The organism is Siccibacter colletis, from assembly GCF_000696575.1.
Taxonomy (GTDB): domain Bacteria; phylum Pseudomonadota; class Gammaproteobacteria; order Enterobacterales; family Enterobacteriaceae; genus Siccibacter; species Siccibacter colletis.
Window position 1 is genome coordinate 67,578 of sequence record NZ_JMSQ01000006.1, and the last position, 12,176, is coordinate 79,753.

Sequence of the window (12,176 nt, forward strand, 5' to 3'; positions counted from 1 at the left end):
GGGCGGCATGTTCAGCATATCCAGTGGGATATAACTACTGTTTATGCGTTCTGTGCTCTGCCCGGCGTAATAATTACGGTGCGTTTTTTTCCGGTTTGAGGCAGTATGTAACGGCACAACAACAGGTTAGCGAGATGGCATCGTGACGAGCGGACTGGCGTGCGCAGACAGTGGGGTAAAAGCTGTCTATGGTTAACAGAGCCAGAGCGTCCGGATGACCGTTCAGGGGTTAATCTGCAAGGGATGCATCGCTTATACCGGGTGGGTAGCGGGCAACACCGCTTTTCGCAGAGCGCTTACGCGGTGCGGGCTGAACCAACGGGTTCTGGCTCTGCATCAGGTTCTTTTAATTTAAACAGTACCACCAGTCCAGCTAATGAATACTGAAGCCACTCACGACCAAAATACAGCACTCTCCACGGGCCAGCGCCTGCGCACCGCTCGTGAACAACTCGGACTGAGCCAGCAGGCGGTTGCTGAACGCCTTTGCCTGAAGGTTTCTACCGTCCGTGACATCGAAGAGGACACCCTGCCGGCCGACCTGGCAGCGACGTTTCTGCGTGGTTACATTCGCTCTTACGCCCGCGTCGTTCACATTCCTGAAGAAGAACTGCTGCCGGCGGCGAAAAAAGAAGAACCTTTTCGCCCGAAAGTGAATACCGTCCAGGGCATGACCCTCGGCAAGCGCCGCAAAAAGCGCGATGGCCTGCTGTGGAGCTTCACTATCCTGGTGGTACTGGTTGTTGTCGGTCTGACCGGCACCTGGTGGTGGCAAAATCATCAGGCGCAGCAGGACGAGATCACCTCAATGGCCGATCAGTCCAGCGCGCGTCTGAATGAAGGCAACCAGACCAGCCAGCCGATTGACCTGAACACCGGTGCGGCGTCGACAGACACCACTGCGGTGGAACCTCAGGCTATCACCCCGGATCAAACCGTTTCGCAACCGGCTCCGGTTGCGCCAGCCGCAGAACCGGCACAGCCTGCAGAGGCGGCACCGGCTACCGCGGCCACTGACAGCCCGGCTGCCGCAGTGGTTCCTCCTGCGCAAACCGATATCAGTACGCTGCCGCAAACCCCGGCGACTACCGCAGACGCCGCGCCAACCGGTGCGGCGGCGGATGCCAATGCGCTGCAGCTGAGCTTCAACGCCGACTGCTGGCTGGAAGTGACCGATGCCAGCGGCAAAAAACTGTTCAGCGGCATGCAGCGCAGCGGTGGCAACTTAACGCTTGCCGGCCAGACGCCGTACCGCCTGAAAATTGGCGCGCCGGCGGCCGTGCAGATTCAATTCCAGGGTAAACCTGTCGATCTCAGTCGTTTTATCAGAACAAACCAGGTTGCTCGTCTCACCCTCAATGCCGAACAATCAGCAGCACAGTAACAGACGGGCGATTGCTGAGGGAAAAGTATGCATAACGAAGCGCCAATTCAGCGCAGAAAATCGAAACGGATTTACGTAGGTAACGTCCCGATTGGGGATGGTGCGCCGATCGCGGTTCAGTCCATGACCAACACTCGCACCACGGATGTGGAAGCGACGGTGAATCAGATCAGGGCGCTGGAGCGCGTGGGTGCCGATATCGTTCGCGTATCCGTGCCGACAATGGACGCCGCCGAGGCGTTTAAACTTATCAAGCAGCAGGTTAACCTGCCGCTGGTTGCCGATATTCACTTTGACTACCGTATCGCCCTGAAAGTGGCCGAGTACGGCGTCGATTGTCTGCGTATCAACCCGGGCAATATCGGTAACGAAGAGCGTATCCGCCAGGTGGTGGACTGCGCGCGTGACAAAAATATTCCTATCCGCATCGGCGTCAACGCCGGCTCGCTTGAGAAAGATCTGCAGGAAAAGTACGGCGAACCTACGCCGCAGGCGCTGCTTGAATCCGCCATGCGCCACGTTGATCATCTCGATCGTCTCAACTTCGATCAGTTCAAGGTGAGCGTGAAGGCCTCTGACGTGTTCCTTGCGGTGGAATCCTATCGCCTGCTGGCAAAGCAGATCGATCAGCCGCTGCACCTCGGGATCACCGAAGCGGGCGGCGCGCGCAGCGGGGCGGTGAAATCGGCGATTGGTCTCGGCCTGCTGCTTTCTGAAGGTATCGGCGATACGCTGCGCGTTTCGCTGGCCGCCGATCCGGTGGAAGAGATCAAAGTCGGTTTCGACATTCTCAAATCCCTGCGTATCCGCTCGCGTGGCATTAACTTCATCGCCTGCCCAACCTGTTCACGCCAGGAGTTTGACGTGATCGGTACGGTGAACGCGCTGGAGCAGCGTCTCGAAGATATCATCACCCCGATGGACGTCTCCATTATCGGCTGCGTGGTAAACGGGCCGGGCGAAGCGCTGGTTTCGACCCTGGGCGTCACTGGCGGTAACCGCAAAAGCGGCTTCTACGAAGACGGCCTGCGTAAGGATCGTCTCGACAACGACGACATGATCGCCCAGCTCGAAGCCCGCATCCGCGCGAAAGCCACGATGCTGGATGAGAGCCAGCGTATCCACGTCCAGCAACTTGAAAAATAATCTCAACATTGGGAAGCAGATAGCTTCCCGTGTATGATTGAACCCGCGAGGCGCCCGGCAAGCCGGTGTCGCCGGGAACGGGTTCATTTTTTGTATCAGACAGCAGAGAACTAACGTGGCAAAAAATATTCAAGCCATCCGCGGCATGAACGACTACCTGCCTGCCGAGACCGCACTCTGGCAGCGCATTGAAGGTACCCTCAAGCAGGTGCTCGGCAGCTACGGTTACAGCGAAATCCGTTTGCCGATTGTAGAGCAGACCCCGTTATTCAAACGCGCTATCGGTGAAGTCACCGACGTGGTTGAAAAAGAGATGTACACCTTCGAAGACCGCAACGGCGACAGCCTGACGCTGCGTCCGGAAGGCACTGCGGGCTGCGTGCGCGCCGGCATCGAACATGGTCTGCTGTACAATCAGGAACAGCGCTTGTGGTACATCGGGCCGATGTTCCGCCACGAGCGTCCGCAGAAAGGGCGCTATCGTCAGTTCCACCAGTTAGGTCTGGAAGTGTTTGGCCTGCAGGGGCCGGACATCGACGCTGAGCTGATTATGCTGACCGCCCGCTGGTGGCGTGCGCTCGGCATCGCGGAGCACGTCTCGCTGGAGCTCAACTCCATCGGCTCTCTGGACGCGCGCGCTAACTATCGCGACGCGCTGGTGGCCTTCCTGGAGCAGCATAAAGAGAAGCTCGACGAAGACTGTCTGCGCCGCATGTACACCAATCCGCTGCGCGTGCTGGATTCGAAAAACCCGGACGTGCAGGCGCTGCTCAACGACGCCCCGACGCTGGGCGACTATCTCGACGACGATTCGCGCGAGCACTTCGCGGGTCTGTGCGCCTTCCTGGACGCGGCGGGCATCAGCTATACCGTGAACCAGCGCCTGGTGCGCGGTCTCGACTACTACAACCGCACCGTATTTGAGTGGGTGACCAGCAGCCTCGGCTCACAGGGCGCCGTCTGTGCCGGTGGCCGTTATGATGGCCTGGTAGAACAGCTGGGTGGCCGCGCTACGCCAGCTGTGGGCTTCGCGATGGGCCTTGAGCGCCTCGTTTTACTGGTTCAGGCGGTTAATCCGGAATTTAAAGCCGAATCCGTTGTCGATATTTACCTGGTCGCGTCTGGCGAAGGTACGCAGACGGCGGCAATGGGGCTGGCAGAGCAGGTTCGCGATGCTATCCCCGGCATCAAACTGATGACCAACCACGGCGGCGGCAACTTCAAGAAGCAGTTTGCGCGTGCAGACAAGTGGGGCGCACGCGTCGCACTGGTGCTGGGCGAGTCTGAAGTAGCAGACGGCAACGTGGTGGTGAAGGATTTGCGCACCGGTGAGCAGCAGAACATCGCACAGCGCGAGCTGGCCGCTCATCTGCAGGCGCTGCTGGGGTAATCCCGGTAATTTATCGTAAGGAGAAGGACTGCGTGGAAATCTACGAAAACGAAAATGATCAGATGGAAGCGGTTAAGCGCTTCTTTGCTGAGAACGGCAAAGCGCTGATTGTCGGTGTGGTGCTGGGCGTGGGCGCGCTGATTGGCTGGCGCTTCTGGAACGATCATCAGACCGACGCGGCGCGTGAAACCTCGCTGGCCTATGACAACGCTATCGCCGCGGTAAAACCCGGTGATGCGCAGACGCTGGCCCCGGTTGAGAAATTCGCCGCGGACAATAAAAACATTTACGGTGTATTCGCGTCGCTTGAGCTGGCGCAGCAGCACGTGGATAAAAATGAGCTTGATAAAGCGGCACAGCTGCTGAGCCAGGCCCAGGCTGCCACCAAAGATGAAAATATGAAAGCCATCGTCAGCCTGCGCCTCGCGCGCGTTCAGGTTCAGCAGAAGCAGGCCGATAACGCGCTGGCGACGCTGGATACCATCAAGGGTGAAGGCTGGTCAATGATTGTTGCCGATCTGCGCGGCGAAGCACTGCTGAGCAAAGGCGATAAGCAGGGTGCGCTGGATGCATGGCGTAAAGGGGCGGCACTGAATACCTCCCCGGCGCTGAGCGAAATGTTGCAGATGAAAATTAATAATTTGTCCGTCTGAGAGGGACCCGATGCAATTGCGTAAATTACTCCTGCCAGGACTGCTTTCTGCCACACTGCTGAGTGGCTGTTCCCTGTTTAGCGGCGAAGAGGACGTGGTGAAGATGTCACCGCTGCCGACCGTAGAAAACCAGTTTGAACCGCAAACCAACTGGAGCACCTCCGTGGGTGACGGTATTGGCGATTTCTACTCCAACCTGCACCCTGCGGTGCAGGACGGGATTGCCTACGCGGCTGACCGTCATGGCAAAGTGAAAGCGGTCAACCTCAGCGACGGTAAAGAAGTCTGGTCCATCGATCTGGCGGAAAAAACCGGGTTCTTCTCGGCAAACCGTCCGGCGCTGCTCTCTGGCGGCGTCGCCGTTTCCGGCGGCAATGTTTACGTTGGCAGCGAAAAAGCACAGGTTTATGCGCTCAATATCGCTGACGGCAGCGTAGCGTGGCAGACCAAAGTAGCTGGCGAAGCCATCTCCCGTCCGGTGATTGCCGACGGCATGGTGCTGATCCATACCAGCAACGGTATTCTGCAGGCGCTGAACGAAAATGACGGTGCGGTGAAGTGGACCGTTAACCTCGATATTCCGTCGCTGTCACTGCGCGGTGAATCTGCCCCGGCAACCGCGTTCGGCGCGGCAATTGTTGGCGGCGATAACGGTCGCGTCAGCGCTGTGCTGATGCAGCAGGGCCAGATGATCTGGCAGCAGCGTATCTCCCAGGCCACCGGTGCGACCGAAATCGATCGCCTGAGCGATGTCGACACCACGCCGGTTGTCGCGGGCAATGTGGTGTACGCGCTGGCTTACAATGGCAACATGACCGCGCTGGATCTGCGCTCCGGTCAGGTGATGTGGAAGCGTGAGATCGGCTCGGTTAACGACTTCATCGTTGATGGTAACCGCATCTACCTGGTGGATCAGAACGATCGCATCGTGGCGCTGAACACCGAAGGCGGCGTAACGCTGTGGACCCAGAGCGATCTGCTGCACCGTAACCTCACTTCACCGGTGCTGTATAATGGAAATCTGGTGGTCGGGGATAGCGAAGGCTATCTGCACTGGCTGAATACCGCTGATGGTCGCTTTGTCGCCCAGCAGAAGGTAGACAGCTCCGGTCTGCGCACCGAGCCGGTGGTTGCCGAAGGCAAACTGCTGATTCAGGCAAAAGACGGTACGCTGTACGCAATTACGCGTTAATCGCCGGGCGAAAAACCTGACAAAAACGGCTCCTGCAATGCGCAGGGGCCGTTTGCTGTTTATAAAAATGGCGTATTTTCGCGCCATTGAAATAATGAATTATTGAGTAAAGAGGCTTTCAAAATGGTACCTGTGGTCGCGCTGGTCGGGCGCCCTAATGTTGGAAAATCCACATTATTTAACCGCTTAACGCGCACGCGTGATGCGCTGGTCGCGGATTTCCCGGGGCTGACTCGCGACCGTAAGTACGGTCGTGCTGAAGTAGAAGGGCGCGAATTCATCTGTATCGATACCGGCGGTATCGACGGCACAGAAGAGGGCGTGGAAACCCGTATGGCGGAGCAGTCGCTGCTGGCGATTGAAGAAGCTGACGTAGTGCTGTTCATGGTGGATGCGCGCGCGGGCCTGATGCCTGCCGATGAAGCAATCGCCAAACACCTGCGCTCGCGCGAAAAGCCGACTTTCCTGGTGGCCAACAAAACTGACGGTCTCGACCCGGATCAGGCGGTGGCAGATTTCTACTCTCTCGGCCTGGGTGAGATCCATCCGATTGCCGCGTCGCATGGCCGCGGCGTAACCAGCCTGCTGGAGCAGGTGCTGGTGCCGTGGATGGACGATGTCGATCCGCAGGAAGAAGTGGATGAAGACGCCGAATACTGGGCGCAGTTTGAAGCCGAAAACGGCGAAGGCGTGGAAGAAGAGGAAGAAGACGACTTCAACCCGCAGGATCTGCCAATCAAGCTGGCTATCGTTGGTCGCCCTAACGTAGGTAAGTCCACGCTTACTAACCGTATTCTCGGTGAAGACCGTGTGGTGGTCTTCGACATGCCGGGCACCACTCGCGACAGCATCTACATTCCGATGGAACGCGACGAGCGCGAGTACGTGCTTATCGATACCGCCGGGGTGCGCAAGCGCGGCAAGATCACCGATACCGTAGAGAAATTCTCGGTGATTAAAACGCTGCAGGCGATTGAAGACGCTAACGTCGTAATGCTGGTGATCGACGCCCGTGCGGGCATCTCCGATCAGGATCTCTCCCTGCTGGGCTTCATCCTCAACAGCGGTCGTTCGCTGGTGATTGTGGTCAACAAGTGGGATGGCCTGAGCCAGGAAGTGCGCGATCAGGTGAAAGAGACGCTCGATTTCCGCCTGGGCTTTATCGATTTCGCCCGTGTGCACTTTATCTCCGCCCTGCACGGCAGCGGCGTAGGCAACCTGTTTGAGTCGGTACGTGAAGCCTATGACAGCTCCACTCGCCGCGTCAGCACCGCGCTGCTTACCCGCATCATGAACATGGCGGCAGAAGACCATCAGCCGCCGCTGGTGCGCGGTCGTCGCGTGAAGATGAAGTATGCGCATGCCGGCGGTTATAACCCACCGATTGTGGTGATCCACGGCAACCAGGTGAAAGACCTGCCGGACTCCTACAAGCGCTACCTGATGAACTATTTCCGCAAGTCGCTGGACGTCATGGGTACGCCGATCCGCATTCAGTTCAAAGATGGCGACAACCCGTTCGCCAACAAGCGTAACACCCTGACGCCTAACCAGATGCGTAAGCGTAAACGTCTGATTAAGCACCTGAAGAAAGGGAAGTAAGCCCTCACCCTTACTCTCTCTTTGCGCGAGAGGGTAAGGGAAAACCCCACCCGGAGGCTCTATGGAACTCACCTGTCCTGAATGCGGTAACAGCATGGTGCCAGCCGACAGCGGTGCGCACTGCGAATATTGCCAGCGCGATTTCACCCCTGAAGCCCGTTGTCCCGACTGCCATCAGCCGCTTGAGGTGCTCAGAGCCTGCGGTGCAGTGGACTACTTCTGTCAGCACGGCCACGGCCTGATCTCAAAAAAACGCGTCGAGTGGGTGCCGCTCCCGCGCTAGTCACAGATACAGTCTTCGCCACGCTTCCATAAATTCTGCAACCCCTGCGGCGCCGCATTCTCCGGAACCAGCAATACGATGTCGGCATAGCCCGCGCTGTCATGCCGGGTCCAGACGATCTGGATGCGATAGTAGCGCTGATCGCCCCGACCCGGTGAATCAGGCTGGCCCGGCGGAAATGCCTGGGGCAGCGCCTGCTGAAGAATATCGAGCAAGCGCTGACGCTGCTCCGCATTCAGCTCAGCCAGCACAATGCGCCGCGGTGCCGAAAGGCGCGGAATAAACGCCACGCCGCCTTCACGCGCCAGCTCGATGACTGCATCATCGGTCAGCTCGGGCAGCTTCATTACAGTACTCCTGTCGCCTTCCACGCCTCTTCGATGGCGGCCGCTACCCCGGCGTCAAAGCGTCGTTCGCCGTGGCTGATGGTCAGCCGGGCAAAGGTAGCGAAATCGGCATCCTGAGGAAGTGAGCGGTCACAAACGGTGTCATACCAGGCCCGGCCTGCTTTCTCCCAGGCGTAGCCGCCCTGCGCTGTCGCGGCAAGGTAGAAGGCGCGGTTGGGAATGCCGGAGTTGAGGTGTACGCCGCCGTTATCTTCCCGGGTGCGGATAAAATCATCCATATGGCCCGGCTGCGGGTCTTTCCCCAACAGCGGATCGTCATAGGCGCTGCCCGGCTCTGACATCGAGCGTAGCCCGGTGCCATTGATGCCTTCCGCCAGCAGTCCCTCGCCGATGATCCAGTCGGCCTGATCAGCGGTCTGATTACGCTGATACTGCTTTACCAGCGCGCCGAATACGTCAGAGAGCGATTCATTCAGCGCCCCGGCCTGCTCGAAGTAAATCAGTCCTGCTTCGGTTTCCGTCACGCCGTGGCTCAGCTCGTGCGCTACCACGTCAATGGCAATGGTGAAGCGATTGAAAATCTCGCCGTCGCCATCGCCAAACACCATCTGCTGACCGTTCCAGAAGGCGTTCTGGTATTCGCGCCCGTAATGGACGGTGCCCGACAGCACCAGCCCCTGGTTATCAAGCGAGTCACGCTGCCAGTTCTTCCAGAAAAAATCGTGGGTGATGCCGAGGTAATCGTAAGCTTCGTCTACTGCGACGTCGCCGTTCGACGGCTGGCCTTCAAATCGCACCTGCTCGCCGGGCAACTGCTCTTTGTTCTGCGCGTCGTAGATATCGCGCGTCAGCTGGCCCGCTTCGGCGACGTGCGGCGCAGCAGGTTTCGGAATGCCGTGGGCCATCAGGGTCTGGACGTGGGTCAGGGTCTGGCGCGCGCAGCGCTGCTGCAGTTCAGACCCGTGGTCGATAATTTTACGCAGGATGTAGGGCGGGATTACTGAAGCGTACCGGGATGCTGTCATGCCGATCTCCTTGTTAAGGCGGGTGCCGTAAAAAAAGGAATATCAGCAGTATAGTTAATGACCGGCCCTGATGCCGTTACGGATTTTCCGGTTTACGCTTGCGGGTTTTCTTCGCCGGAGTGACGGTTTTCACCTCGCTCTCCACCCAGCCGTCCTGCACGCGGGTAGTCAGCACGTCACCGGGCTGCGCCTGACGCGTCTGCTTCAGCACTGCGCCATCCGGGGCCGTGGTGACGCTGTAGCCGCGTGCAAGGGTCGCCAGCGGGCTGACGGCTTCCAGATGGGTGAGGGCACTACCAAAGCGCTCACGGGTGCTGCTAAGGCGAGCTGCAATCGTCTGGCTGAGACGATACTCCAGCTGCTGATACCGATTCTGCGCCCGGTGTAGCCGTCCCTGGGGATGCTGCTGATTCAGGCGCTGTTCAGCGCGCTGCTGGCGCTGACCACTCCGGCGCAGCTGATTATCGAGCGCGCTGCTCATGCGCTGGCGCAGGCGGATAAGCGCGGTCTGCTGACGCGCCAGCCGCAGCTGGGGATGCTGCTGCTGTAAACGATGCTGAAGCCGGGTCTGGCGCTGGGTGCGGCTCACCAGCAGGTAGTCCATCGCCATCTCCAGCCGCTGGCGGGCGGCCAGCACCTGGCGCAGCAGCTCCTGCTGGTTGCGGCTTACCACTTCCGCGGCGGCAGAAGGCGTGGGCGCGCGCAGGTCGGCAACAAAATCGGCGATGGTGACGTCGGTTTCGTGTCCGACAGCGCTGACCACCGGAATGCGGCTGGCAAAAATGGCCCGCGCCACGCGTTCGTCGTTGAAGCTCCAGAGATCTTCCAGCGAGCCGCCGCCGCGCCCAACGATCAAGACGTCGCACTCGTTACGGCGGTTCGCGAGTTCAATGGCGCGCACAATCTGCGCCGGGGCGTCGTCACCCTGCACCGCGGTGGGATAGATAATCACCGGCAGGGAGGGGTCGCGGCGCTGCAGGACGTGCAGAATGTCGTGCAGCGCCGCTCCGGTTTTAGAGGTGATGACGCCCACCTGGCGCGCCGGGACGGGCAGGGGCTGCTTATGCTGCTGGGCAAACAGCCCTTCATCCGCAAGGCGCTGCTTGAGCTGCTCATACTTCTGCTGCAGGAGCCCCTCACCCGCCGGCTGCATGCTTTCGACGATAATCTGATAGTCACCGCGCGGCTCGTAGAGCGTGATGTTGGCGCGCACCAGCACCTGCTGGCCGTGCTGCGGACGAAACGTCACCCGGCGGTTGCTGTTGCGGAACATGGCGCAGCGCACCTGGGCGGTATCGTCCTTCAGCGTGAAGTACCAGTGACCGGAGGCGGGCTGGGTAAAATTGGAAATTTCGCCGCTGATCCACACCTGACCCATCTCCTGCTCAAGCAGCAGACGGACGGTCTGATTGAGGCGGCTTACGGTAAAAATAGTGGAGCTGGCGTTTGCTGGCATGTGAGCGGGATCAAATTTTAAATCAGGGGGTTAATCAATCGATAGTAACGTGGAACGACGCATTAGCAAGGTTTTTTCTGAAAAAAGTGTGGAAGCAATCGGTTACGCTCTGTATAATGCCGCGGCAATATTTTATCTGTTCTCATTCACCTCCAGGTTGAGATATTGCCATGCTACGAATCGCTAAAGAAGCTCTGACATTTGACGACGTTCTCCTTGTTCCCGCTCACTCTACCGTTCTGCCGAACACCGCAGATCTCAGCACCCATCTGACTAAAACCATTCGCCTGAACATTCCTATGCTCTCCGCAGCAATGGATACCGTGACCGAAGCGCGTCTGGCGATTGCGCTGGCGCAGGAAGGCGGCATCGGCTTTATCCACAAAAACATGTCCATTGAGCGCCAGGCTGAAGAAGTTAAGCGCGTGAAAAAACATGAGAGCGGCGTGGTCACTGACCCGCAGACCGTGCTGCCAACCACCACTCTTCAGGAAGTGAAAGCCCTGACCGAGCGTAACGGCTTCGCTGGCTACCCGGTGGTGACTGAAGATATGGAGCTGGTGGGCATCATCACCGGTCGCGACGTGCGTTTCGTGACCGATCTGAGCCAGCCGGTCAGCGTCTACATGACGCCGAAAGAGCGTCTGGTTACCGTGCGCGAAGGCGAATCCCGCGACGTGGTGCTGACAAAAATGCACGAAAAACGCGTCGAAAAAGCGCTGGTTGTGGATGAGAGCTTCCACCTGCGCGGCATGATCACCGTAAAAGATTTCCAGAAAGCCGAGCGTAAGCCTAACGCCTGTAAAGACGAGCAGGGCCGCCTGCGCGTGGGCGCTGCGGTTGGCGCGGGCGCGGGCAACGAAGAGCGCGTTGATGCGCTGGTTGCCGCTGGCGTAGACGTTTTGCTCATCGACTCCTCCCACGGCCACTCCGAAGGCGTATTGCAGCGCATCCGTGAAACCCGCGCTAAATACCCGGACCTGCAGATCATTGGCGGCAACGTAGCTACCGGCGCAGGCGCTCGCGCGCTGGCCGAAGCTGGCGTCAGCGCCGTGAAAGTGGGTATCGGCCCAGGCTCCATCTGTACTACCCGTATCGTTACCGGCGTGGGCGTTCCGCAGATCACTGCGGTATCTGACGCGGTTGAAGCGCTGGAAGGCACCGGCATCCCGGTCATCGCCGACGGCGGTATCCGCTTCTCCGGCGACATCGCGAAAGCCATTGCCGCTGGCGCAAGCGCGGTGATGGTCGGCTCAATGCTGGCGGGCACCGAAGAGTCACCGGGTGAAATCGAACTCTACCAGGGCCGCTCTTACAAATCCTACCGCGGCATGGGCTCGCTGGGCGCGATGTCCAAAGGCTCATCCGACCGCTACTTCCAGACCGACAACGCCGCCGATAAACTGGTGCCGGAAGGTATCGAAGGCCGCGTGGCGTATAAAGGCCGTCTGAAAGAGATTATTCACCAGCAGATGGGCGGCCTGCGCTCCTGCATGGGCCTGACTGGTTGCGGTACCATCGATGACCTGCGCACGAAAGCGGAATTTGTCCGCATCAGCGGCGCCGGCATCCAGGAGAGCCACGTCCACGACGTGACGATCACCAAAGAGTCGCCGAACTACCGTATGGGTTCTTAATTTTTCTCGCCCGGTGCCAGCACCGGGCGTTTATTTATTGTCAGCTACTTTCTGGAAAACG

General features: G+C 59.0%; 11 protein-coding genes. 8 read left to right on the forward strand and 3 right to left on the reverse strand.

All coding sequences use genetic code 11. The features are described 5' to 3' along the window. Window positions 1-376 precede the first annotated feature (376 nt). From rodZ to ET34_RS0106035, 7 genes are all read left to right on the forward strand, one after another. Window positions 377-1,384, forward strand: coding sequence for a cytoskeleton protein RodZ (rodZ, locus tag ET34_RS0106005; RefSeq protein WP_031520334.1), 1,008 nt, complete (start codon window positions 377-379; stop codon window positions 1,382-1,384). A 27-nt stretch (window positions 1,385-1,411) separates the two neighbouring features. After that, entirely contained in the window at window positions 1,412-2,530 is a 1,119-nt protein-coding gene (gene ispG, locus ET34_RS0106010; RefSeq protein ID WP_031520335.1) for a flavodoxin-dependent (E)-4-hydroxy-3-methylbut-2-enyl-diphosphate synthase, read from the forward strand. Window positions 2,531-2,645: 115 nt separating this feature from the next. Then, the gene (hisS, locus tag ET34_RS0106015; RefSeq protein WP_031520337.1) at window positions 2,646-3,920 is read left to right on the forward strand and encodes a histidine--tRNA ligase; all 1,275 of its coding nucleotides are present in this window, start codon (window positions 2,646-2,648) and stop codon (window positions 3,918-3,920) included. 32 nt (window positions 3,921-3,952) lie between these two features. After that, window positions 3,953-4,573, forward strand: coding sequence for a YfgM family protein (locus ET34_RS0106020; RefSeq protein WP_031520339.1), 621 nt, complete (start codon window positions 3,953-3,955; stop codon window positions 4,571-4,573). Window positions 4,574-4,583: 10 nt separating this feature from the next. After that, the gene (bamB, locus tag ET34_RS0106025) at window positions 4,584-5,765 is read left to right on the forward strand and encodes an outer membrane protein assembly factor BamB (RefSeq protein WP_031520340.1); all 1,182 of its coding nucleotides are present in this window, start codon (window positions 4,584-4,586) and stop codon (window positions 5,763-5,765) included. Window positions 5,766-5,888: 123 nt separating this feature from the next. Continuing rightward, the gene (gene der, locus ET34_RS0106030) at window positions 5,889-7,367 is read left to right on the forward strand and encodes a ribosome biogenesis GTPase Der (RefSeq protein ID WP_031520342.1); all 1,479 of its coding nucleotides are present in this window, start codon (window positions 5,889-5,891) and stop codon (window positions 7,365-7,367) included. Window positions 7,368-7,428: 61 nt separating this feature from the next. Next, a complete protein-coding gene (locus ET34_RS0106035) occupies window positions 7,429-7,650 on the forward strand; it encodes a zinc ribbon domain-containing protein (RefSeq protein ID WP_031520344.1) in 222 nt (73 codons plus the stop codon). Here the strand turns inward: ET34_RS0106035 and ET34_RS0106040 are convergent. The 3 genes from ET34_RS0106040 to xseA all read right to left on the reverse strand — a co-directional run bounded on the left by ET34_RS0106040 (window position 7,647) and on the right by xseA (window position 10,478). Beyond that, complete coding sequence (locus ET34_RS0106040; RefSeq protein ID WP_031520346.1) at window positions 7,647-7,997, reverse strand: protealysin inhibitor emfourin; 351 nt, start codon at window positions 7,995-7,997, stop codon at window positions 7,647-7,649. The two genes, ET34_RS0106035 and ET34_RS0106040, sit on opposite strands and share 4 nt — an antisense overlap. Then, complete coding sequence (locus tag ET34_RS0106045) at window positions 7,997-9,022, reverse strand: M4 family metallopeptidase (RefSeq protein ID WP_031520348.1); 1,026 nt, start codon at window positions 9,020-9,022, stop codon at window positions 7,997-7,999. Before ET34_RS0106045 ends, ET34_RS0106040 begins: the two co-directional genes overlap by 1 nt. A 76-nt stretch (window positions 9,023-9,098) precedes the next feature. Beyond that, window positions 9,099-10,478 (reverse strand): exodeoxyribonuclease VII large subunit, encoded by a 1,380-nt coding sequence (gene xseA, locus ET34_RS0106050; RefSeq protein ID WP_031520349.1) that lies wholly within the window; start codon window positions 10,476-10,478, stop codon window positions 9,099-9,101. A gap of 170 nt (window positions 10,479-10,648) precedes the next feature. Between xseA and guaB the strand changes: the two genes are divergently transcribed. Beyond that, window positions 10,649-12,115 (forward strand): IMP dehydrogenase, encoded by a 1,467-nt coding sequence (gene guaB / locus ET34_RS0106055; protein WP_031520351.1) that lies wholly within the window; start codon window positions 10,649-10,651, stop codon window positions 12,113-12,115. The last annotated feature ends 61 nt before the right edge of the window (window positions 12,116-12,176 follow it).

Coding starts and splice junctions, on each gene's coding strand:
- rodZ (WP_031520334.1), top strand. CDS start 377: ATGAATACTGAAGCCACTCACGACCAAAATACAGCACTCTCCACGGGC.
- ispG (WP_031520335.1), top strand. CDS start 1,412: ATGCATAACGAAGCGCCAATTCAGCGCAGAAAATCGAAACGGATTTAC.
- bamB (WP_031520340.1), top strand. CDS start 4,584: ATGCAATTGCGTAAATTACTCCTGCCAGGACTGCTTTCTGCCACACTG.
- der (WP_031520342.1), top strand. CDS start 5,889: ATGGTACCTGTGGTCGCGCTGGTCGGGCGCCCTAATGTTGGAAAATCC.
- ET34_RS0106035 (WP_031520344.1), top strand. CDS start 7,429: ATGGAACTCACCTGTCCTGAATGCGGTAACAGCATGGTGCCAGCCGAC.
- ET34_RS0106040 (WP_031520346.1), bottom strand. CDS start 7,997: ATGAAGCTGCCCGAGCTGACCGATGATGCAGTCATCGAGCTGGCGCGT.
- ET34_RS0106045 (WP_031520348.1), bottom strand. CDS start 9,022: ATGACAGCATCCCGGTACGCTTCAGTAATCCCGCCCTACATCCTGCGT.
- xseA (WP_031520349.1), bottom strand. CDS start 10,478: ATGCCAGCAAACGCCAGCTCCACTATTTTTACCGTAAGCCGCCTCAAT.
- guaB (WP_031520351.1), top strand. CDS start 10,649: ATGCTACGAATCGCTAAAGAAGCTCTGACATTTGACGACGTTCTCCTT.